Raw genomic sequence first — 21,557 nt, 5'->3', positions numbered from 1 at the left:
AAGCTCTTCACGTGAATGGCAAGGGGGGAGTGAGTATCAGCGTTATCTGGAAAATGAAGCCTTGATCCACTTTTTCTTCATTTCGTCAGCTATCAGCTATGAAACCCGTCTGGTATGATAACTGTAACTATGTTTTGCTGTGTAATGGAATTATTACTATGGTCATTAAGGCGCAAAGCCCGGCGGGGTTCGCGGAAGAGTACATCATTGAGAGTATCTGGAATAACCGCTTCCCACCTGGCACTATTTTGCCCGCTGAACGTGAACTCTCTGAACTGATCGGAGTGACACGTACTACGTTGCGCGAAGTATTACAGCGTCTGGCGCGGGACGGCTGGTTGACCATTCAACACGGCAAACCGACGAAGGTGAATAACTTCTGGGAAACCTCCGGGTTGAATATTCTTGAAACGCTGGCGCGCCTCGATCACGAGAGCGTACCGCAGTTGATCGATAATCTGCTGTCTGTGCGCACCAACATTTCAACCATCTTTATCCGCACCGCGTTTCGCCAGCATCCTGACAAAGCGCAGGAGGTGTTGGCGACAGCAAATCAGGTAGCAGACCACGCTGATGCGTTCGCCGAGCTGGACTACAACATTTTTCGCGGTCTGGCATTTGCGTCCGGTAACCCCATATACGGTCTGATCCTCAACGGAATGAAAGGGTTATATACCCGTATTGGTCGTCATTATTTTGCTAATCCAGAAGCGCGTGGTCTGGCGCTGAGCTTCTATCGTAAGCTGTCAGAACTGTGTGAGCAGGGCGCTCATGAGCAGGTTTATGAAACGGTGCGCCGCTATGGTCACGACAGCGGCGAGATTTGGCATCGTATGCAGAAAAACCTGCCGGGCGATTTAGCTATTCAGGGACGCTAATTACGCAATGCCGGATGGCGACGCTAAAGCGTGTTATCCGGCCTCGAATGCGCAGGCCGGATAAGGTGTTTACACCGCCTCCGGCAATAAGATTTACAGACCGTTCATCCTCGGCGGGCAACGCTCCAGCAGCTCCACGCTGCCATCTTCATTCTGCTGCTCCAGCATCACGTCAAAACCCCATAACCGGTGCACATGTTTCAGTACCTCTTTGCGTCCCTTATCCAGCGGGGCACGGTTATGCGGAATATAACGCAAGGTGAGCGAACGGTCGCCGCGCAGATCGACATTCCAGACTTGAATATTCGGCTCCAGGTTGCTGAGGTTATATTGCGACGACAGTCGGCTACGAATTTCACGATATCCTTCCTCATTATGGATAGCGGAAATCTCCAGGTAATTGTGGCGATCGTCATCCAGCACGGTGAACAGGCGGAAATCGCGCATCACTTTTGGTGACAGGAACTGACTGATAAAACTCTCATCTTTAAAATCGCGCATCGCAAAATGCAGCGTTTCCAACCAGTCGGAACCGGCAATATCCGGGAACCAGTACCTGTCTTCCTCGGTGGGGGACTGACAGATACGCTTGATATCCTGGAACATCGCAAAGCCCAGCGCGTAAGGGTTTATCCCGCTATACCACGGACTATTGTACGGCGGCTGGAAAACCACGTTGGTATGGCTATGCAGAAACTCCAGCATAAAACGCTCGGTAACTTTACCTTCATCATAAAGGTGGTTAAGGATGGTGTAATGCCAGAAGGTGGCCCAGCCTTCATTCATCACCTGCGTCTGTTTCTGCGGATAAAAATACTGGCTGACCTTGCGCACGATGCGTAAGACCTCACGCTGCCAGGACTCCAGTAGCGGCGCGTTTTTTTCCATAAAATAGAGCAGGTTTTCTTGTGGCTCGGAAGGATATCGCCGCGCTTCGGAAATGGTTTTCTCTTCCTCTTTCTTCGGCAGCGTGCGCCACAGCATATTCACCTGGCTTTGTAGATACTCTTCACGGCTTTTCTGCCGGGCTTTCTCTTCCTGCAGCGAGATTTTTTGCGGTCGTTTGTAACGGTCCACGCCGTAGTTCATCAGCGCATGGCAGGAGTCGAGGAGCTTTTCGACTTCATCCACACCGTAACGCTCTTCACACTGGGTAATGTAGTTTCGCGCGAAGATCAGATAGTCGACAATGGAGCTGGCATCCGTCCAGCTACGGAACAGGTAGTTATTTTTGAAGAAAGAGTTATGTCCGTAGCAGGCATGCGCCATCACCAGCGCCTGCATGGTGATGGTGTTCTCTTCCATCAGATATGCGATACACGGATTGGAGTTAATGACGATTTCATAGGCCAGCCCCTGCTGACCATGCTTATACAAGCGCTCGGTTTCAATAAACTTCTTACCAAACGACCAGTGCGGATAGTTGATTGGCATCCCGACGCTGGAGTAGGCATCCATCATCTGTTCGGAGGTGATCACCTCGATTTGGTGCGGGTAGGTATCCAGTCTGTAGAGTTTCGCCACGCGGTCTATTTCCGCCAGATAGACATCCAGCAGATCAAACGTCCAGTCGGGTCCATCGCTTAACCGTGTGCTGTCCTTGTTCATGGAATCAATCGTAGCCATTCGCGCACCCTCATTGTTGGCGGCACTCTCTGTGTGGAGTACCTCATTTCAAGCATAGATCATGGTGTTAAAAAACGTGTTGCGGCAGAAATTTTTTCTTTGCGATTTCACGTTAGCGAAGCGTAGAAAAAAGACATGTCCGCAAAATTTTATGCTGGATAAAAATAACGCACAGCATGAGATTCCAAAGCCGGGAGTTCCCAGCAATCACTGCTATATGTGAGATAAGTCACCATAAAAAAGCCATATGTTGAATAATATTTTCAACTGAGTTATCAAGATGTAATTAGATGATTGTTCTTTTACTGTTAACGGAGTGGCTATGCGAGTTGTCATACTGGGAAGTGGTGTCGTTGGCGTGACCAGCGCCTGGTACTTAAGTCAGGCTGGACATGATGTCACCGTCATTGATCGTGAGCCCGGTCCGGCACTGGAAACCAGTGCGGCAAACGCCGGACAAATCTCTCCAGGGTATGCAGCACCATGGGCGGCGCCCGGCGTACCGCTTAAAGCAATTAAATGGATGTTTCAGCGCCATGCCCCGTTGGCCGTCCGTCTCGACGGGACTCAGTTCCAGTTAAAATGGATGTGGCAAATGCTGCGTAACTGCGACACCAGTCACTACATGGAAAACAAAGGACGCATGGTACGGCTGGCGGAATACAGCCGTGATTGCCTGAAAGCGCTGCGCGCCTCTACCGGCATTGAGTATGAAGGACGTCAGGGCGGAACGTTACAGCTGTTCCGTACTGCTCAACAGTATGAGAACGCCACCCGCGATATCGCCGTGCTCGAAGATGCGGGCGTGCCATATCAGTTGCTGGAAGCAAACCGCCTGGCGGAAGTTGAACCGGCGTTGGCGGAAGTGGCGCATAAGCTGACCGGCGGCTTGCGTTTACCAAATGACGAAACCGGTGATTGCCAGCTGTTTACCCAGCGCCTGGCGCAGATGGCCGAGCAAGCGGGCGTCACGTTCCGCTTTAACACCCCGGTCGATAAGCTACTCAGCGAGGGGGAGCAAATATATGGCGTCCAGTGTGGGGATGAAATTATTAAAGCCGATGCTTATGTGATGGCGTTTGGCTCTTACTCCACGGCGATGCTCAAAGGTATTGTTGATATTCCGGTCTATCCGCTTAAAGGTTATTCCTTGACCATTCCGGTGGCGCAGGATGATGGGGCCCCGGTTTCTACTATCCTTGATGAAACCTACAAGATCGCCATAACCCGCTTTGATAACCGTATTCGCGTTGGCGGCATGGCGGAGATTGTTGGCTTCAATACCGAATTGCTGCAGCCTCGCCGCGAAACGCTGGAGATGGTTGTACGCGATCTTTTCCCGCGCGGCGGTCATGTGGAGCAGGCTACATTCTGGACCGGACTGCGTCCGATGACCCCGGACGGTACGCCGGTCGTGGGACGAACCCGCTTTAAAAATCTGCTGCTTAATACGGGTCATGGCACACTGGGCTGGACCATGGCCTGTGGATCCGGCCAGCTGCTGAGCGATATTTTATCTGGTCGTACCCCAGCCATTCCTTACGACGATTTGAGCGTGGCGCGTTACAGCCCGGGGTTTACCCCCTCTCGGCCACGGCATTTACACGGCGCACATAACTGATAAGGATGAGAGATGACCCGCCCGATACTGGCCAGCATTGACCTGCAGGCGTTGAAACAAAATCTGGCCATTACTCGCCAGGCCGCACCGGACGCCCGCGTCTGGTCGGTAGTGAAAGCCAATGCTTACGGACATGGCATTGAACGAGTATGGAATGCGCTGGGCACAACCGACGGTTTTGCCATGCTCAATCTTGAAGAGGCGATAACCCTGCGCGAGCGGGGATGGAAAGGCCCGATATTAATGCTGGAGGGGTTTTTCCACGCCGACGACCTGACGATATATGACAAATATCGTCTGACAACGTGTGTGCACAGTAACTGGCAGCTAAAAGCATTGCAGAATGCGCGCCTGAACGCACCGCTCGATGTTTATCTGAAGGTGAACAGCGGCATGAACCGGCTGGGTTTCTTACCAGACAGAGTTTCCACGGTCTGGCAACAGCTGCGGGCCATGCCCAATGTCGGTGAAATGACGCTGATGTCGCACTTCGCTGATGCAGAACACCCGGATGGCATTCAGGAAGCGATGACACGTATTACGCAGGCGACAGAAGGGCTGGAGTGCAGACGGTCACTGTCCAATTCGGCTGCGACGCTGTGGCATCCAGAAGCGCATTATGACTGGGTTCGTCCGGGCATCATTTTGTACGGAGCATCGCCGTCTGGACAGTGGCGAGACATCGCCAATACGGGCCTGAAACCTGTGATGACGTTAAGCAGCGAAATTATCGGCATACAAACGCTGAAAGCCGGCGATCGGGTCGGTTACGGCGGGCGTTACACCGCCAGCGGGGAGCAACGCATCGGCATTGTGGCGACCGGGTATGCAGATGGTTATCCGCGCCATGCGCCGAGCGGCACGCCAGTGCTGGTAGATGGTGTACGCACCAAAACGGTCGGAACGGTCTCAATGGATATGTTGGCGGTTGACCTGACGCCATGTCCTCAGGCGGGGATCGGCACGCCGGTAGAGCTGTGGGGCAAAGAGATTAAAATTGACGATGTGGCCGCTGCTGCGGGTACGGTGGGCTACGAACTGATGTGTTCGCTGGCGCTGCGCGTACCGGTTGTGACGGTGTAACTTTTGTATGCCGGGTAGGCGCAGCTCCCACCCGGCAAAAACAGCTACGTCACTCATCCTCATCTTCAGCAACGCGAACACCAACCTTCAGCACCGCATTATCTTCTTTCTCGGCCACCGTCCAGATCATGCCAGCAAATTCAACCTGGTCACCGACGACCGGCGCGGCGCCTAACAGGTGCTGAACGATTTCACCCAGCGTTTGCTGTTTATCGCGATACTCTGTGCCATCGTCGAGGCCATATATCAGCGCCACGTCGGCATATTTTGCGCTGGCTTCGAGAATAAAATCCCCAAAGAAGCGCTGGTCTAACGATACCGGCGGCGACTGGCTGAATAGCTTGCCGAGAGCGGGGAGATCGCGCTCGCGACCAATGACGCACAACACGTCACCTTCACGCAGGCGCGTGCTGCCCGACGGATGAAACAATACATTGTCACGAAACAGGGCGGCAATTCGCGTTTCTTCCGGCATATGCAGGTCGCGCAATGCGGCTCCCACACACCACTTATCCGCGCTGAGCTGATAAACAAACTGCTCCCAGGGGTTATCCGGGTGAATATCCAGACCAATACGCGAAACGGGCCAGCCGACCGGGGGAACCACCACTTTGGCCTTTTTAGCCGCCCAGGAAAGTGACGTTCCCTGAAACAGCAGGGAGATCAGAACCACGAAGAACGCCACATTAAAGAACAGACGCGCATTTTCCAGGCCGGCCATCATCGGGAAGACGGCAAGGATGATCGGCACCGCGCCGCGCAAGCCCACCCAACTGATAAAAATACGCTCGCGCAGATTGAAGCCACGGAACGGCAGCAGTCCGGCGAAGACCGACAGCGGACGAGCCACGAAAATCATCCATGCGGACAAAATCAGCGCTGGAATCGCGATAGGCAGCAGGTCGGAAGGCGTGACCAGTAGCCCCAGCACCAGGAACATGGCGATTTGCGCCAGCCAGGCCAGACCATCGAAGTTTTGCAGAATACCAAATCGGTTGCGAATCGGGCGATTACCCAGCAGGAAACCGCACAGATAAACCGCCAGAATACCGCTGCCTTCCAGTGCGGTAGTCAGGGCAAAAATGAGGATCCCGCCGCTTAAAGCCAGTAACGGATACAGCCCGGCAGGCAACGAAATGCGGTTAATCATTTGCTGCAGCAGATAGCCGCCGCCCAGACCCAGCACAATCCCTAAACCAAACTGCTGGAGTATATGCACCGCGAACATCCAGCTTAAACCGGTCTCGTGGTTTTGGATCATGGCGATAAGCGTGATAGTCAAAAATACCGCCATCGGGTCATTACTCCCGGATTCAATTTCCAGCGTGGAGCCGACACGTTCGTTAAGCCCCTTACCACCAAGTAAGGAAAAGACCGCCGCCGCATCGGTGGAACCGACTATCGCGCCAATCAATAGTCCCTCAATGAGATCCAGATTAAACAACCATGCGGCCATCATGCCGGTAAGTCCGGAGGTAATCAGTACCCCGACGGTCGCCAGCGATAGCGCCGGACCCAGCGCGACGCGAAAAGAGCTGGCCTGGGTGCGCATGCCGCCGTCGAGCAGGATAACCGCCAGCGCCAGGTTGCTCACCATGTAGGCAAATGGGTAGTTGTCAAAAGGAATACCGCCTACACCATCCACACCCGCTAACATCCCGATAGCGAGAAATATCACCAGAATAGGGATGCCAAGACGTGATGAGAATGAACTGAGTAAGATACTGCAGGTGACGAGAACGGAACCCAAAATAAAAAGGCTAATAACTGCTGCGGCATCCAACGTTCGTTTACTCCTGAATTACGCTGTTTCGTATTAACAAACCCTAACATAATAACGACAGAAACAGCGTTTTACTTAGCCCTGTTGGCAGCTTTTTTTACGATTTAAGTACCGGATGACCATTTATGGTGAGCTGAGCGCCATTTTTATCGTTTTTCAGCACCGCATTGGCACCCAAAGGCAGGGTGACGGTACGTTGTTCATGACCAAAATCAAGACCGCTGATTAACGGAACTGACAATCTGTCGCGTAGAAAGGCGCAAACCGAATCAAGGCTGTAACCGGCGTCATAGTCATTGGGCGCACTGCCGCTAAAACTGCCAAGAATAATGGCGTTCTGCCGGGCCAGTATTCCCGCATGGTATAGCTGCAGCAGCATGCGTTCAATACGGAATGGGTGCTCATTAATGTCTTCCAGCACCAACACACCATTTTCGATAGCGGGCATCCACGGTGTGCCCATCAGCGAAATGATCATCGCCAGATTTCCGCCCCATAGCGTACCTTCGGTCGCACACGCCGGGCCGTTACTCTGCCATTCAAGGGTAAATTGGGGATGACGCAAAGCCTGCCAGAAATGGTGCTCGGTAAACGCGTTCATCTCCTCGGCGCCGAAGTTAGCTGCCAGCATTGGGCCGCTGAAGGTAATCACATTGCCCTGCGCCAGCAAACCGCACTGAATCGCCGTAAAATCGCTGTGCCCGCACAGCAGTAGCGGGTTTTGTTGCTGACGAGCAGCCAGTCCCTGCCAGTCGATCCCTTCCAGTAAACGGCTCGCACCATAGCCGCCGCGTACCGCCATCACAATAGTATCAGGCGTGTGCAGATTAACGAGCGAGTTCACATCTGCCAGACGTTCTGCTTCTGTGCCCGCAAAACGCTGGCAGCGGCGCGCAATGACCGCTGAATTATCGACCTGGTGACCGGCCTCAGTAAGCCGCGCAAGCCCACGTAATGCAGCCTGCTGGTTGATACAGTAGCCCGAAGGGGCAATTAAGTGAAACCGGGACATGGCATTTCCTTGCTACAACTAAAACCAAATGTATATCATGCCGCGTAGGTATGTCGTTGTCACCTCAGCGACAGGTTCCGGCTATAAGGATAGATGACGTGAAATTGAGATGGTTTGCTTTTTTGGTTGTATTACTTGCGGGCTGTAGTTCAAAACAGGATTACAAAAATCCGCCATGGAATGCTGAAGTTCCGGTCAAACGCGCAATGCAATGGATGCCGATCAGTGAAAAAGCCGGTGCGGCCTGGGGTGTCAGCCCACAATTGATTACCGCTATCATCGCCATTGAATCTGGCGGAAACCCGAATGCGGTCAGTAAATCGAATGCGATTGGTCTGATGCAGTTAAAAGCGTCCACGTCAGGACGCGATGTTTACCGTCGTATGGGATGGAGCGGAGAGCCGTCGACCAGCGAGCTGAAAAATCCTGAGCGTAATATTTCAATGGGAGCCGCCTACCTGAGTATTCTTGAGACCGGGCCTCTGGCCGGAATTGAAGATCCTCAGGTGATGCAATATGCGCTGGTGGTGTCGTACGCTAACGGGGCGGGCGCACTGCTGCGAACATTCTCCTCCGACAGAAAAAAAGCCATTAATAAGATCAACGATCTCAGCCCGGATGAATTTATTGAACATGTGGCTGATAATCATCCGGCGCCGCAGGCTCCGCGCTATATCTGGAAGCTCCAGCAAGCGCTGGATGTCATGTAGTTCATGTAATGCTACCCGCGCACCTTATTTGCTTTTTCCCGGGCTTCGCGCTCAAGGGAAAAAATAATCCGCTGTAAGTTCCGCTCCACCGCCGGGCCGACGTTGAGAAAACGAAAGCTCAGGCGGGGAGTGGTAATGGTTTCGTTTTTGCTGTCGATAACCACGCGCTCGCTGATGGAAATCAGCTGGGCGTCAACGTGATACACACCCCATTGCGCCATATTCAGTTCAACTTGTGAGAAGCGCATGCCTTCTACCAGTCCCTCTGGTTTTGCCGTTTCTAACAGCCCACCCATGCCGCCGAGAGACAAATCGAACAGGCGAAAATGCAGAATGCTGTTGTCCGGCATCTTTGCCGCGCAGCGATAGGGAGGATGCAGCGGCGCGCCGATACGGAAATACTCCCGACGCTGTATGAACCACAGGGAAGGCGGCAGCGTTGAGATAAATGCCGGTAGTCGCTGATACTCGCCTTTTTTAAGCTGCGGCAGCGTGAATTCCACTTTGGCGCCCTGCGTTTCGGCGATAATTGAGATCTGGCTGGCCCGCTGCACGGCCTGGTTTTCATATTCCTGACTGCCAAAGTCCATGATCAGTTCGTCCGGGGTGACCGCCAGTATTTTGCTAATGAACTGGCCACCTGACCAGGAGATACGCAGTGGAACCTGCTGCGAATTTAAGTCCCTGAGAACGCCTAACACCGCTAACGGATTTTGCTTCAGGAACTGCTCATTGTAGTTGCTCACACCTAATGACTCCTGGATGCCTGGTTTATCGTTGGATTATCGGCATCAAACGACGGAACTTAAGACAAATGAATGAAATTTTTTGCCAAAGCCAATGAATTAAGTCTGTGTGGAAAAACGTCATCCAACAGCTTGCCTATACTTAATGCACTGGCGCGGGAATAACGAGCGCACATTCACTGGAAAGAGGGCCTGAAAATGGGAATTATTGCCTGGATTGTTTTTGGTCTGATTGCAGGTATTATCGCCAAACTGATTATGCCGGGGCGCGATGGCGGTGGATTTATCCTGACCTGTATTCTCGGTATTGTCGGCGCTGTAGTCGGCGGATGGCTGGCAACAATGTTTGGTATCGGCGGTGATGTCAGCGGATTTAATCTCCACAGCTTCCTGGTGGCCGTAGTCGGCGCGATTGTTGTGCTGGGTGTTTTCCGGCTTGTGCGACGAGATTGAGTGAGCGGCCCCCTCTGGGGGCCGTTTCTTTGGAATAGAAAGTTCGTTATGGCGTTGGTTGCGTCTGCTTTTGAGGCTCAGTTGATGCCGTCCCAGCCGGGGCTGGACGCGATGCGGGGACGCTGTCACACGGTTTTTCTTTGGCGCAAATCAGGTCGAGCATTTTTAGCGTTACGCCGTTAGTCCAGCCGAACCCATCCTGCAACGGATATTCACCGCCACCGCCGCCGGTGCCAGTGGTACTCACGTCATACTTTTCAACCAGCTTTTTCTCGCGATCGTAAGTGTGCTGCACGTTGGTGAGGAATCGCCAGGTTACGTCCATGGCGACGTTATCCTGACCGTAATTCTGTAACCCGGCTGCCGCGACCCACTGGAGAGGGGCCCAGCCGTTTGGCGCATCCCATTGCTGGCCGCTTTTCACCGAGGTGGTAGCTAGACCGCCGGGCTGCAGCAAATGCGCCTGGGTTGCCGCGGCGACCTTACTGGCGCGATCTTTTGCCGCTGCATTAACATACAGTGGGAACAGGGCGGCGGCAGTGAGTTGGTTACGTACTTTGTGGCTCTTTAGATCGTAGTCGGCATACCAACCTTCTTTGTCGTTCCACAGGTGCTTTTCGATCCCTTTTTGTCGGGCATTGGCAAAACCGTCATATTGAGCAGCTTTGGCATCATCACCAGCGGCTTTACTGGCGAGGGCGATCATTTTTTCCATTTTGTACATCAGCGAATTGAGATCGACCGGCACAATGCTGGTGGTACGCAGGGTACCTAGCTGGTTGGGGTTATCCATCCAGCGGGAACTAAAGTCCCAGCCGGACGCGGCGGCGGAGCGCAGGTCGCGGTAGATTTCGGTGGCCGGGCGGTTCGGGTTACTTTTAGCGGTGGCGATATCCTCCACCCATGACTCTGGCCGCGGTGTATCGCGGTCATCCCAGTAGCGGTTCAAAATGGTGCCGTCATCCAGCTTGACCACGCGCTTATTTTGCTGACCGGGCTGGAGCGTTTCGACGCCCTCCATCCAGTAGGTGTACTCTTTGAGCATCTGCGGGAGGTATTTTTTCAGCGCATCATCCCCTTCGTGCTGCGCCAGCAGTTCAACCATAAAGGCAAAGAACGGCGGTTGAGAACGGCTCAGATAATAGGTACGGTTGCCGTTAGGAATGTGTCCCCAGGCATCAATCTCGTAAGCGAAATTTGCCACCATGTCGGAGACCTTGTCCCAGTGATTACTTTCGGCAAGCCCCAGCATGGTGAAATAGCTGTCCCAATAATATATTTCGCGAAAACGCCCGCCTGGCACCACATATGGCTCCGGGAGCGGCAGCAGCGAGTCCCATTTTTCAACGTCTGTTGTTGAGCGGGTTAGCACCGGCCACAGACCATCAATATGCTCGCGCAGCGATTGCCCGGCAGGGGGGACGTATTTTTCACCCTCTTTTGGTAAGGTAAAGTTCACTCCGACAAAATGACGTAAATCGAATCCAGATTGATTCTTTTGCATTCGGTAATCGGCGAGGATCATTAACGGATCGCTATTGGGAACCGCGTCAGCAAAGGTTTTCTGGTCAGGGAACAATTTGGCTGTCTGTACATCGTTAAACAGAGGGCCGAGCAGAATATCAGGTGGTTGCGGTGTCGCTGCTGGCGCGTCCTCCGCATTGACGGTAAAAGAGGTACAGGCAAAAAGGGTACTGGCAAACGTCAGTTTTATCGCAACAGAAAGCAGCCCGGAAGGGCGAATTGCTGGTGTTATCATCGGTTAATCTCCTTAGCGGTGTGCCGAAGCAGCGGCATTTACCATGAGAAAACCTTAGTTCAGGATCGACCGTTGCGCGTGATCGACTCCCCATTTTGCGAATAAACAGACATTTCCCGACGCGCCAGGAAGATGCACACCCTGTTGAGAAAGGATGTGCTGATGCCATTAACCTGTATGGGTTATCCGATGCGCCACGCAGTCAAGAGTGACCGTATCTCCCGTCTTTATACTATCGAGGGTCTCCCCAAGCTGACACATCCAACAAAGTCCCATTTCACGGGCGATAATCGCGGGGTGAGAAGCCTCACTCCCGGCACGCAGACAGATCCCTTTGATGATCAGCGGATCGAGTTGCAACACCGTAGACGGATAAATGACGTCCGCGACCAGGATTGTCGGACAACTGAACGTCGGGATTTGCGGCGTCGCTCCTGTTAAATGCTGCAGCGAACGAGACAGTAAATCTTCAATGTCGATATATCGCGCCTGTAAGTAGGGATCGTCGAGCTGTAAATACTGCTGGCTGAGTTCGCTCAGCACCTGCTGCCAGGCGCAGGCGGCGCTACACTGCTTTTCACGCATTACGTCGCACGCCATATCGAACAGCTCGGGATCGTCCAACAGCGTGTGGTGACCGGAGAAGATCGCGGCGATATCGGCGGAATACTTCTCTTCAGCAAGCGCGGTTAGCTCGCTTAAATCGTTCAGCGTGCTCTGGATGGCGGCCTGTAATCGCTGCTGCTCAGCCTGCAATGACGCTGCGGGCTGCGGGCTTATCTCGCGTGAGAATGGCGTGTAACAAAATACCGTCCCCGTTACCCGTGACGGGACCTGAGTCGCCACGTTTTTCGCCTGCGTTGGTGCGAGCGATTCGCCAAAATTCTCTGCCGCCAACTGTTTGAATGCGGCCAGGGCATCTTCTGCCTGTTCGCCTTTGGCAATCAGGCGCAGCGTGTCGTTACAACGCACTTGCAGCAAGGCTATCTGATTGAGACTATCAGGAACGACGCACTTGCCGTTTTTTTCCAGCCACATGTCGGCGTTAAAGCCAGACAGCGTAGATACCAGCCGTGAGGCCGGGCGAACGTGGATACCGTTGGGGTTTTTCACCACAATGGCAATCGAACGGGCATCTGTGTCGGGGGATAGTTCGGCAGAAGCGGACTTTGCTGCCGAGGGCGAAGGTAAACCCAGTTGCTCACATTTGGCGTCGAGGGCGTGCATGGCATCACGGATGACCTGCTCGATATCAGCACCCGCAGCAGCGCTAACCGTCGCGGCCAGCGTGCCTTCAACCAGCGGGGCGGCGCACAGACGGACTTTCGCGGCGATGTCAGGGGCGAGCAGCTCAAGGGCGGTTTCCGCACTCAGTAACGCGCTGCCGATATCCATCATCACTAACACGTGATCCGTATCGGCCACGGACTCGATGGCTTCCATCACCTTAATCGGATCGGTGCCAATGGGATTCTCAGGATCGTCAATGCCTGCGGCAATAGCGAGTTTACAGCCATCGCCCATTAACATTTGTCGGGCTAACGCGCCGACGCCTTCGCCCAGTTGGGCGCTGTGAGACACAATAACCAGGTTTACCATCGCTTTATCCTTACTCTCTGGACGCCTGAGCCAGCATTTGCATCATAAACATGACGGACGTTGCGCCAGGATCCTGATGGCCAATGCTGCGTTCACCAAGGTAGCTGGCGCGGCCTTTGCGTGCCTGCATGGTGATGGTGCTTTGTGCCGCGGCTTCCGCTTGTTGGCTTGCGGCTTCCAGCGCCGCCTGTACGCTTAGCTTTTGCTCGCAGGACTGACGTAAAGATTCCACCACCGGCAACCAAACGTCGCACATGGTTTTGTCGCCAGGCTCAGCTTTACCACGGCTAATGACGCCTTCTGCGCCATCGCGAATCATTTGATACAACTCGTCCAGCGTCAGGCTCTGGTGGGCTTGCGTGACCTGGGCGGCGCGGATGAAAAAGGTACCGAACAGCGGGCCGCTGGCTCCGCCAACGCTGGAGAGCAATACCATGCCGGTATTTTTTAAAATAAAGCCGATGTCTTTATCGGCGATAGACGGCAGTTTTTCGACCACTTTACTAAAGCCACGATGCATGTTCAGACCGTGGTCTGCATCGCCGATTTCCCGGTCCAGCCCGGTGAGAAAATCACTTTCGGTAGTGAATATTTCGCCGCAGCGATAGAGCCAGTTAACAATTTGCGTTCTGGTGAGGGACATCATGAATCTCCTTATTTACCCCAGTTGAGAGCAGGGGTGTGAACCGGTGCATCCCATAAATTCAGCGTTTCGTCATCCACCTGTAACAGGGTGATTGAAAAACCGGTCATATCCAGAGAGGTACAGTAAGAGCCGATCAGGTTGCGCTCAATGACGATCCCCGCATCCTGGCAACGGCTTTCGAGGCGGTTATACACGCCGAAGAGTTCTGACAACGGCGTCGCACCGAGATTATTGACCAGCGCAATGACGCGATCGCCGCTTTGCAACGCCCGCTTGCTTTCTTTGCCTTCCTGCCACGCGCCCTGGACGTTGTCCCAATGACGCAGCGTGCGGCTGTAGTTGCCGTTTTCCAGCAGCGTGTCGAACATTTCATCTACGGTTTGGTCGAGAGAGGTGAAGGCTCTGCGGTCAATGCCCGGCTCCCCGTGGATACCCACGCCAAACTCCATTTCGTTATCCTGCAGCGTGAACGACGGTTGCCCGGCGGCCGGAACGGTACAGGCGCCAATGGCGATCCCAATGGAGTGTCCCTGGTTATTCAGTTGACGCCCGAGTGCCGCGCAGGCTTCCAGCGAGTCACCGCGTTCGGCTGCCGCGCCGACCAGTTTTTCTATCAATACGGTATTCGCCACGCCACGACGACCGGCGGTATACAGACTATCTTTCACCGCGACGTCGTCATCCACCACCATGGTCGTGACTTTAATACCGCTTTCGTGCAGCAACTCGGCGGCGGTTTCGAAGTTAAGAATGTCGCCGGTGTAATTCTTGATGATCAGCAGGACGCCTTCACCGCCGTCAATTTGCATGGCGCATTCGAACATTTTATCCGGCGTAGGTGAGGTAAAAATCTCACCCGGGCAGGCCCCGGCGAGCATGCCCTGCCCAATATAACCGCAGTGCATTGGCTCATGTCCGCTGCCGCCGCCGGAAAGGAGCGCCACTTTGCCCATCACCGGCGCATCTGCGCGAGTGACGTACACCGGGTCCTGATGCAGCGCCAGGGAGGGGTAAGCCTTCGCCAGTCCGGCGAGTTGTTCATTCAGTACGTCTTCAACACGGTTGATCAATTTTTTCATTATTTATGCTCCGCAGACAGTCCTGGATGCTGCCAAAATTCTGCAGTCATCTGATGTAGGGTATCGGTTTGTACAACGCTACGGCGACCGCTCGCTGCCGATAAAGTAATTTTGCACACGGGTATGCAAAAGAAAATTGCTGTTGGTGGTGTTTCAATAAGGAACATTGCTATCTCAATATGTTCCATATTGAAACGTATGGCCGCAAAAAACAGCGGAAATGTGAGATTGGGCAGTATCAGGCGGGAAAGCGATTACGCGCTGGGTTTTGCTGAAAAAAAACCACCTGCCAGGCAGGTGGTTTATGAACAGGAAAAGATCCAATCTTAGCCCGGATAAATTCCGCGATCTTTACGTGCCAGCAAAATACGCTCACAGGCGACAATATAGGCGGCGGTACGCAGAGAGCAGGATTTCTCGGCGGCTTTTTCCCACACGTGCACCATCGCATCGGTCATGATTTTATCCATGCGTTGGTTGATCTCTTCTTCGCTCCAGAAGAAGCTTGCCATGTCCTGAACCCATTCGAAGTAGCTGACGGTAACGCCGCCGGCGTTACAAACTACGTCAGGAACAACCACAATACCGCGGCTTGCCAGAACGTCGTCGGCATCCGGATAGGTTGGACCGTTGGCGCCTTCGAGTATCAGTTTACAGGTCAGCGTTTCAGCGCGGTGACGGGTGATCTGACCTTCGAGCGCGGCAGGGATCAGAATGTCCATCTCCAGGCTCCAGAAGGCCTCGCTGGCGATGGTTTCAGCCCCCGGGAAACCAGCAATCTGTTTGTGCTCCAGTTGCCAGGCTGACAGCGCGGACATGTCGATGCCGGTAGCGTTAAACAGCGTCGCGGTGTGATCCTGAATAGCGACTACGCGTGCGCCAGCTGCCGCGAAAAGACGGGCGGCTTCACTGCCGACGTTACCAAAACCTTGCACCGCGACGCGAGCGCCTTCAACGTCGATATTGGCACGACGAGCCACTTCCAGACCGCTGACAAAAACGCCGCGACCGGTGGCTTTATCACGGCCTAACGAGCCCCCGAGGTGAATAGGTTTACCGGTGACCACGCTGGTCACGGTGGTGCCGTGGTTCATGGAATAGGTATCCATCATCCAGGCCATCACTTTACCGTTTGTACCCACATCCGGCGCAGGGATGTCTTTCTGTGGTCCAATAATAATGCCGATTTCGCTGGTATAGCGACGGGTCAAACGCTCCAGTTCGCCTTCAGACAGTGAGAACGGATCGACGCGCACACCACCTTTGGCACCGCCGTACGGCAGATTCAATGCTGCGCATTTGATGGTCATCCATGCGGACAGGGCCATCACTTCATTAAGATCAACATCAGGATGAAAACGCACACCGCCTTTGCCCGGACCACGGGAAAGGTTATGTTGCACGCGATACCCTTCAAAATGACGGATAGTCCCGTCATCCATTTGTACCGGGATATCAACAATCAACGCGCGTTTTGGGTGACGCAGGGTATCCACCCAATGGGAAAGTTCGCCCAGGTAAGGGGCCACACGCTCGATTTGTTGCAGGTAGGTATTCCAGGCAGATGTGCTGCTATCTGAAGCGTAAGATAACTTATCCATGATAAACCTTAGTTATAAAAGTAATATGTTCTTAATTTGGCCGTGGTATACAGTGAATCTCACCATATACACCTAAATTTAACATTTTTTTCATGGAGTAGCCCCCCCAGCCAACGCAGCTTATCGGCATGGATAGTATGGGCTTTAGTTGAAAGATGAATAACTATGCTTGTTTTGTGCTGTCTTTATGACTTTTTGCGAGGCTGGAGTGATTTAATATGCGCATTTTGCAAAAAACACATTTTGTCAGATTTATGACGCACCTCTAAAAGTAAACAATATGATAATAAAATGTGTTTGCTTTATTGCATTAAGCTGGGCATCTGTCGGCTTAAGGCCCGTGGAAAATAACTTTGTATCCCTGCTCATTCCAGTGTTGCAGCAGTTCATTTTGTCGTCTGGTTGGCGCCGTACCGGTCCAGACGAAAAGCGTTTGCCCGGGGAATAGCTCAGGACGTGGTGTTTCAATAGGCTCTGCAAGAATGGCGATATGCCACCCGGATTGCGATAAGCGCCAGGCCTCAAGCCATAAACGGGTTCTGTCTTCAACATCCCAGGCCATCAGAATGGCATCTTTCCCTGACTTGCGACGCGTTTCTGACAGAAGTACCGCAACATATTCGATCAGCGCGCCGTCAAGCATGCTGTTCATTATGCGAGAGGTATTATGATCAAGTATGAGTCGCTGGCGTACAGGAAGATAGACTCGGTCAATCAACGCATCGACCGGATACGCGCGGCCAAGAGAGAGCATTTTGGCCCGCAGCTTCGGCGGATTGGCCATCCGCAGAATGCTCATCATCTCTTCCTGCAATTGATTCCAGTCATCATCAGTTTCGCGGGTACTGGTTTCCAGTAATGCTTTCACTTTCCCGACAGGCGTACCATTGCTAATCCAACGTTTGATTTCTTCAATACGTTGAATATCCTCTTCATCAAAGAGTCGGTGTCCGCCTTCGCTTCGTTGAGGTTTGAGTAAACCGTAGCGTCGTTGCCATGCCCGAAGGGTTACAGGATTTATCCCGCAACGTTCTGCGACGTCGCCGATGCTGTAATAAGCCATAGTTCCCCCAAACACTCCTGATTCTCCGTCACCGATATGCGGTTCCTGTCACTTTGTACAACATGCATCAAATTGTACAAAACATACAGAGCATTCTAGCAAAATTAAGATTTACTTTACTATCACGCGTGAGAATATTGCTGGCTTTAACCTCAGAAAAGGGGGAGGTAACAAATGACTTTCATAATCCATTGAATATTAATGATTTATTGTGTGGCGATTTATTTTCTCTCAGGCCATGCCACAGAAGGGGTACCGTTCAGCAAGGCTGCTGCAAATAAGTTACCCTGGAAAAGCTCGATCCCAGCGGATTCAAGCCACATCCATTCTTCGGGTTTTTCAATGCCAACGGCTGAAAGCTGAATCTCAAGTGAAGTACAGCATTTAATGATCGCCTGAATGATGGCCTGTCTTGGGCCACTTTTATGGACATCAGCAATGAGTTCACGGCTTATCTTTATTCTGTCCGGCTGGAAACGAGACAGAAGTAAAAGCCCAGCATAACCCGCGCCAAAATGATCAACTGCCACACAAATCCCTGCCGCTTTAAGTGATTTTACCGCCTGTGCAAAAGCATCAAAGCGGGAGATGACTTCGCTCTCGGTAAATTCCACGATGATTTGTTCAGGGACCAGTCCATTTGCGGCTATTTCATGAATCAGAAAGTTAACAGCGTCGGGTCTGTTCACCAGCGTCATGGGTAACAGATTGACTGACAACATTTTTTCACCAAGATTCAGAGCGCTGGCCATGGCAAATGCCGTCTTTTTACTTTCCAGATCCGCGGTGTACATCTCTTCCGTGCTTAATTTGTCAAAGTACGCTGCCGGAGTTTCCCCATCTTTACCACGAATAAGCGCTTCCAGAGCGATAACGCGTTGTGACATAGGGTCGATAATTGGTTGAAAGGCAAAGGTGTAGTCGGTATTTGACGTGAGCTCTGCTTCATTAAGGGTTGTACAACTTTTATCGGTAATAAAATCCCAGAAATCGGCAGCAGGGATTTCAAAATAAGTCGATTTTTCTGTTGCCAGTACGAATGTCCGGAAAAACTGCAATGCCCGGTCATCATAGGTGAGCTGGAATTTTGACGTCCCCTGATTCAGTACAGCTTGTAAGACCTCAGCCCGTTCATGTTTTTGCAAATCAAATAACTCCATCCCGACCTTCCCGAACCGGCGCGCAGGGGCATAATCGCACATCAGCTCGACAATATTGTAGTGCCGTGAGTCGTTACAGATACAACGATAAATCTCCTTCACTTGCTCCTCTGGGCCTTCGAGCAGCTGGAAAAAATGCTGACCGTTAAAGAGCAAGATCCCTGTAACATCAGAGCGCCTGTTTTTCAGATTTGCGGCCATCACCATATCCTCAATCGCACAGAGGGGGGCGTCATCACGTAGATGGCTACGGTAAATAATGGTCGTGAGCATGGACAGTCCGGGATTAAGGGATGAGGTGAGGTAAGGACAGTATCAGACAAACGCGGTTATGTCCTGATTTTCAATACATTATTTTAACCATAAATTTACACGTGTAAGGCTGTACAGACGCCGTAACCGCTCCCGGGAAACAAAGGCTGTACAGTACCTGGAGGTGTTGTACTTTTTATTTTCACTCTAATTCATTGAAAAATATCATATAGCACTTTATGTTAAAATTTGCTTTATCTTCGTGTACACATTTTTGGTACAACTTTGCTACTGTTATAAAACTTAATACTCATCAGCATTTTGTTACAGGAGCAACATATGCAGCAGCACAGAGTTCTCACTGATTCCGCAAACGCAATTTCTCGTTACTTTGCAAAAGCGCATCTTCCTACACAGCAGGAAACATTGGGAGAAATCGTCACTGAGATACTAAAAGATGGACGCAACCTGAGCCGAAAGTCACTCTGTGCCAAGCTTTTGAACCGTCTTGAAAAAGCATCTGGTGAGGACGAACAGAAGCATTACAATGCCCTAATCGGCCTGCTCTTCGAATAAAGGGACACCCTAAAACATATAAATGGGGAAAGTAGTGAAGTAGTTATGAAGAAAACTGACCATGAACGCTTGAAACACGAAATTACAGGTTTAGCTGTTATACAGATTTTGCGCATAAACACGGTAATATCATTACCCGCATTGATTAAGCAATTACGTCTTATGAAGGCGAGTGAAGTGGATGCCGGGCGTAGACATCTTATTGACAGCATAATTCATGATTTCACAGATTCTAATCCGGCAAGGATGAACCCCAAACCGGAAAGAACTGTTGATGAGAGTGTATTCAGTGGCAGTAAAAAGCCTAAATTACATTAGAGACCATTTTCCATACTATACAAGCGAGGTGACTATGCTTCAGGAAATGAATGTTCACAGAGCAATTGCAGATAAGGCTTTGTCGAGTTACTTCCGTAATGCCGGTGAGCTATTAGCAGATGAATCCGTTGTATTGGGGCAGGCAGTAACAAATGTGATTTTAGCTGGCGATAATGTTAATAATAAAAACATCATTTTAAGCCTAATCGCTTCACTGGAATCGACAACAGATGTTGTTCAGGCTGATATCATCAGAAAAACACTGGAAATAGTGTTGCGCTATACAGCTGACGACGTCTAATAAAATTATTATATAATCATGAAGCTCCAGCATCCATAGTATGTGCTGAGTATTTGTATACTTTGAATTAAGACTACACATAGCATCTTCTCATTATTAGACTACATTATTATGGGCTTGATATGATTAATTCAATTCCGGAAAATTATATTTTCCAGTGCGCTTTATACAAGAATTTAGAGCGTAATGTGATGTTAAAAATGGGTTATGTCAGTGATGATGTTCTTGTTCAGGCGCTCAGTGCACAGCTGAAGAATGAGAAGAATGCTATATTAACCGATCTTTATAAGCAGATTATGAGTCACTTTCAACCAGCTATTCGTTCTGAACCCCGTCAGGTTAATTGTGATTTTTTAGAGGTCATAAATGATGAATACAGTTCAGGAACACGCCAGACAAGCACACTTATGGATTGATGATGTTTTTATCAGGCAAGGTCTGGAGAATATTCTCGCTGATATAGAGTATAAAGATAAGAATGTGCGTCTTGTTTTCTTTACGATCAACTACTTCAACACTGTAAAAAAACAAAACTATGATCTCAGGACGCATCGGCTGGTGCTTCTGATTGATGGTCATCTGTATCAGTACCTCAATGAACTTTCATTCTACAGGCTTCCTGTAGACAGTGGCGTAGCCTCAATCAAAAAATTTATCGCTGAAATTATCAGCATTGATACTGAACACGACCAGCAAGCTGAAATAAATGTCGTCCTGACTGAACGGGATAAATACATCTTAACGCAATTAGGGGAAGGGCGGTCTATTTCTGAAATTTCTGGCTTGCTGAACCTGCACTTAAAAACGATTTACCTGAGCAGGCAAAATCTGATCAAGAAACTTGGTTGTTCGGGGTTGATTGATTTTCAAGGAATACTGCAAACCCCAATATTCAGGCACTGGCTGGAACATGCCTGAGTAAATTACAGGTGTGGATTTTTGGCATTTGGCATTCTCAAAATGACGCGGTGTATGCGATCCCGTTTCGGTAGCCAAAGTATCTGCTGCTGTTTGTCATATTCATTGCGCCTTCAGTTGAGCCGCCAGGGACGGGTTACAAGCAAGTGCTATTTCTGTTACTAAAAGAAGTATGACAGGAAGGTTCTTAGAGCCTGGACTCTGTACACTCCTATGGGCGGAGGGATTCCCAGAAAATCCACATCAGTAAACCGGCACCATATGGCGCATTTTAAAGATTCTGGAGTAGCGCAACCAGGGGATTCTCTATAAAATGTCCATTCACCTTGGCATAAATAATGAGAATTTTTTAAATGCAAGCTTCCGTTCCGTT

Annotated in this window: 21 protein-coding genes; 10 read left to right on the top strand and 11 right to left on the bottom strand. The window is 51.3% G+C overall.

From position 1 onward, the window contains the following. Nucleotides 1-158 precede the first annotated feature (158 nt). On the top strand, nt 159-878 hold the full coding sequence (gene fadR, locus FDW97_RS05460; RefSeq protein ID WP_137350740.1) for a fatty acid metabolism transcriptional regulator FadR: 720 nt from the start codon (nt 159-161) through the stop codon (nt 876-878). A gap of 93 nt (nt 879-971) precedes the next feature. Here the strand turns inward: fadR and FDW97_RS05455 are convergent, their stop codons facing one another. Continuing rightward, on the bottom strand, nt 972-2,504 hold the full coding sequence (locus FDW97_RS05455; protein ID WP_069324685.1) for a SpoVR family protein: 1,533 nt from the start codon (nt 2,502-2,504) through the stop codon (nt 972-974). Nucleotides 2,505-2,826: 322 nt separating this feature from the next. On the opposite strand from FDW97_RS05455, the gene FDW97_RS05450 reads away from it, so the two are divergent. Both FDW97_RS05450 and dadX read left to right on the top strand, forming a co-directional pair. Continuing rightward, nucleotides 2,827-4,125 (top strand): D-amino acid dehydrogenase, encoded by a 1,299-nt coding sequence (locus FDW97_RS05450; protein WP_085048063.1) that lies wholly within the window; start codon nt 2,827-2,829, stop codon nt 4,123-4,125. Nucleotides 4,126-4,137: 12 nt separating this feature from the next. Further along, nucleotides 4,138-5,208, top strand: coding sequence for a catabolic alanine racemase DadX (gene dadX / locus FDW97_RS05445; protein WP_137350739.1), 1,071 nt, complete (start codon nt 4,138-4,140; stop codon nt 5,206-5,208). Between the two features lie 49 nt (nt 5,209-5,257). On the opposite strand, the gene FDW97_RS05440 is transcribed toward dadX, so the two are convergent. After that, nucleotides 5,258-6,991: a potassium/proton antiporter gene (locus FDW97_RS05440; RefSeq protein ID WP_038641221.1), complete on the bottom strand. Its 1,734-nt coding sequence runs from the start codon at nt 6,989-6,991 to the stop codon at nt 5,258-5,260. 97 nt (nt 6,992-7,088) lie between these two features. Next, the gene (gene ldcA, locus FDW97_RS05435; protein ID WP_069324682.1) at nt 7,089-8,003 is read right to left on the bottom strand and encodes a muramoyltetrapeptide carboxypeptidase; all 915 of its coding nucleotides are present in this window, start codon (nt 8,001-8,003) and stop codon (nt 7,089-7,091) included. A gap of 98 nt (nt 8,004-8,101) precedes the next feature. On the opposite strand from ldcA, the gene emtA reads away from it, so the two are divergent. Beyond that, nucleotides 8,102-8,713: a membrane-bound lytic murein transglycosylase EmtA gene (gene emtA, locus FDW97_RS05430; protein WP_016153365.1), complete on the top strand. Its 612-nt coding sequence runs from the start codon at nt 8,102-8,104 to the stop codon at nt 8,711-8,713. An 11-nt stretch (nt 8,714-8,724) separates the two neighbouring features. Here emtA and ycgR read toward each other — a convergent pair whose 3' ends face one another. Then, on the bottom strand, nt 8,725-9,459 hold the full coding sequence (gene ycgR / locus FDW97_RS05425) for a flagellar brake protein YcgR (protein WP_038641216.1): 735 nt from the start codon (nt 9,457-9,459) through the stop codon (nt 8,725-8,727). Nucleotides 9,460-9,657: 198 nt separating this feature from the next. On the opposite strand from ycgR, the gene FDW97_RS05420 reads away from it, so the two are divergent. Continuing rightward, a complete protein-coding gene (locus tag FDW97_RS05420; protein ID WP_069324680.1) occupies nt 9,658-9,912 on the top strand; it encodes a GlsB/YeaQ/YmgE family stress response membrane protein in 255 nt (84 codons plus the stop codon). Between the two features lie 46 nt (nt 9,913-9,958). Here the strand turns inward: FDW97_RS05420 and FDW97_RS05415 are convergent, their stop codons facing one another. The 7 genes from FDW97_RS05415 to FDW97_RS05385 all read right to left on the bottom strand — a co-directional run bounded on the left by FDW97_RS05415 (nt 9,959) and on the right by FDW97_RS05385 (nt 19,092). Then, nucleotides 9,959-11,671, bottom strand: a complete 1,713-nt coding sequence (locus tag FDW97_RS05415; protein WP_137350738.1) for an alpha,alpha-trehalase — start codon at nt 11,669-11,671, stop codon at nt 9,959-9,961. 168 nt (nt 11,672-11,839) lie between these two features. Further along, nucleotides 11,840-13,270 carry a dihydroxyacetone kinase phosphoryl donor subunit DhaM gene (gene dhaM / locus FDW97_RS05410; RefSeq protein WP_137350737.1) on the bottom strand — a complete coding sequence of 477 codons (1,431 nt, stop codon included), beginning with the start codon at nt 13,268-13,270 and terminating at the stop codon, nt 11,840-11,842. A 10-nt stretch (nt 13,271-13,280) separates the two neighbouring features. Continuing rightward, nucleotides 13,281-13,913, bottom strand: a complete 633-nt coding sequence (gene dhaL, locus FDW97_RS05405) for a dihydroxyacetone kinase subunit DhaL (protein ID WP_038641211.1) — start codon at nt 13,911-13,913, stop codon at nt 13,281-13,283. Between the two features lie 11 nt (nt 13,914-13,924). Continuing rightward, nucleotides 13,925-14,995 carry a dihydroxyacetone kinase subunit DhaK gene (gene dhaK, locus FDW97_RS05400; RefSeq protein ID WP_038641209.1) on the bottom strand — a complete coding sequence of 357 codons (1,071 nt, stop codon included), beginning with the start codon at nt 14,993-14,995 and terminating at the stop codon, nt 13,925-13,927. Nucleotides 14,996-15,321: 326 nt separating this feature from the next. Next, a complete protein-coding gene (locus tag FDW97_RS05395; protein ID WP_038641196.1) occupies nt 15,322-16,596 on the bottom strand; it encodes a Glu/Leu/Phe/Val dehydrogenase in 1,275 nt (424 codons plus the stop codon). A 331-nt stretch (nt 16,597-16,927) separates the two neighbouring features. Continuing rightward, nucleotides 16,928-17,659: a MerR family transcriptional regulator gene (locus FDW97_RS05390; RefSeq protein WP_038641185.1), complete on the bottom strand. Its 732-nt coding sequence runs from the start codon at nt 17,657-17,659 to the stop codon at nt 16,928-16,930. A 221-nt stretch (nt 17,660-17,880) separates the two neighbouring features. Then, on the bottom strand, nt 17,881-19,092 hold the full coding sequence (locus tag FDW97_RS05385; protein WP_085048068.1) for a diguanylate phosphodiesterase: 1,212 nt from the start codon (nt 19,090-19,092) through the stop codon (nt 17,881-17,883). 318 nt (nt 19,093-19,410) lie between these two features. Between FDW97_RS05385 and ycgZ the strand changes: the two genes are divergently transcribed. From ycgZ to FDW97_RS05360, 5 genes are all read left to right on the top strand, one after another. Next, nucleotides 19,411-19,647, top strand: a complete 237-nt coding sequence (gene ycgZ, locus FDW97_RS05380) for a regulatory protein YcgZ (protein ID WP_038641180.1) — start codon at nt 19,411-19,413, stop codon at nt 19,645-19,647. Nucleotides 19,648-19,692: 45 nt separating this feature from the next. After that, nucleotides 19,693-19,965: a hypothetical protein gene (locus FDW97_RS05375; RefSeq protein WP_085048069.1), complete on the top strand. Its 273-nt coding sequence runs from the start codon at nt 19,693-19,695 to the stop codon at nt 19,963-19,965. Between the two features lie 34 nt (nt 19,966-19,999). Beyond that, nucleotides 20,000-20,266 (top strand): biofilm/acid-resistance regulator YmgB/AriR, encoded by a 267-nt coding sequence (locus FDW97_RS05370; protein WP_038641176.1) that lies wholly within the window; start codon nt 20,000-20,002, stop codon nt 20,264-20,266. Between the two features lie 122 nt (nt 20,267-20,388). After that, on the top strand, nt 20,389-20,682 hold the full coding sequence (locus tag FDW97_RS05365) for a hypothetical protein (RefSeq protein ID WP_085048070.1): 294 nt from the start codon (nt 20,389-20,391) through the stop codon (nt 20,680-20,682). Next, the gene (locus FDW97_RS05360) at nt 20,633-21,184 is read left to right on the top strand and encodes a LuxR C-terminal-related transcriptional regulator (protein ID WP_085048071.1); all 552 of its coding nucleotides are present in this window, start codon (nt 20,633-20,635) and stop codon (nt 21,182-21,184) included. The genes FDW97_RS05365 and FDW97_RS05360 overlap by 50 nt, the downstream gene beginning before the upstream one ends. Nucleotides 21,185-21,557 lie beyond the last annotated feature (373 nt).

The sequence above is a fragment of the Citrobacter sp. wls708 genome (genome assembly GCF_005281255.1).
In the GTDB taxonomy this organism is placed as follows: domain Bacteria; phylum Pseudomonadota; class Gammaproteobacteria; order Enterobacterales; family Enterobacteriaceae; genus Citrobacter; species Citrobacter werkmanii.
The sequence above is the reverse complement of the archived record's forward strand: the minus strand, read 5'-3'. Positions and strand labels throughout refer to the sequence as shown.

Coding starts and splice junctions, on each gene's coding strand:
- FDW97_RS05360 (WP_085048071.1), top strand. CDS start 20,633: ATGATGAATACAGTTCAGGAACACGCCAGACAAGCACACTTATGGATT.
- FDW97_RS05420 (WP_069324680.1), top strand. CDS start 9,658: ATGGGAATTATTGCCTGGATTGTTTTTGGTCTGATTGCAGGTATTATC.
- dadX (WP_137350739.1), top strand. CDS start 4,138: ATGACCCGCCCGATACTGGCCAGCATTGACCTGCAGGCGTTGAAACAA.
- FDW97_RS05370 (WP_038641176.1), top strand. CDS start 20,000: ATGCTTCAGGAAATGAATGTTCACAGAGCAATTGCAGATAAGGCTTTG.
- FDW97_RS05390 (WP_038641185.1), bottom strand. CDS start 17,659: ATGGCTTATTACAGCATCGGCGACGTCGCAGAACGTTGCGGGATAAAT.
- FDW97_RS05395 (WP_038641196.1), bottom strand. CDS start 16,596: ATGGATAAGTTATCTTACGCTTCAGATAGCAGCACATCTGCCTGGAAT.
- FDW97_RS05415 (WP_137350738.1), bottom strand. CDS start 11,671: ATGATAACACCAGCAATTCGCCCTTCCGGGCTGCTTTCTGTTGCGATA.
- dhaL (WP_038641211.1), bottom strand. CDS start 13,913: ATGTCCCTCACCAGAACGCAAATTGTTAACTGGCTCTATCGCTGCGGC.
- FDW97_RS05450 (WP_085048063.1), top strand. CDS start 2,827: ATGCGAGTTGTCATACTGGGAAGTGGTGTCGTTGGCGTGACCAGCGCC.
- FDW97_RS05385 (WP_085048068.1), bottom strand. CDS start 19,092: ATGCTCACGACCATTATTTACCGTAGCCATCTACGTGATGACGCCCCC.
- fadR (WP_137350740.1), top strand. CDS start 159: ATGGTCATTAAGGCGCAAAGCCCGGCGGGGTTCGCGGAAGAGTACATC.
- FDW97_RS05375 (WP_085048069.1), top strand. CDS start 19,693: ATGAAGAAAACTGACCATGAACGCTTGAAACACGAAATTACAGGTTTA.
- FDW97_RS05365 (WP_085048070.1), top strand. CDS start 20,389: ATGATTAATTCAATTCCGGAAAATTATATTTTCCAGTGCGCTTTATAC.
- dhaK (WP_038641209.1), bottom strand. CDS start 14,995: ATGAAAAAATTGATCAACCGTGTTGAAGACGTACTGAATGAACAACTC.
- ldcA (WP_069324682.1), bottom strand. CDS start 8,003: ATGTCCCGGTTTCACTTAATTGCCCCTTCGGGCTACTGTATCAACCAG.
- ycgZ (WP_038641180.1), top strand. CDS start 19,411: ATGCAGCAGCACAGAGTTCTCACTGATTCCGCAAACGCAATTTCTCGT.
- FDW97_RS05455 (WP_069324685.1), bottom strand. CDS start 2,504: ATGGCTACGATTGATTCCATGAACAAGGACAGCACACGGTTAAGCGAT.
- dhaM (WP_137350737.1), bottom strand. CDS start 13,270: ATGGTAAACCTGGTTATTGTGTCTCACAGCGCCCAACTGGGCGAAGGC.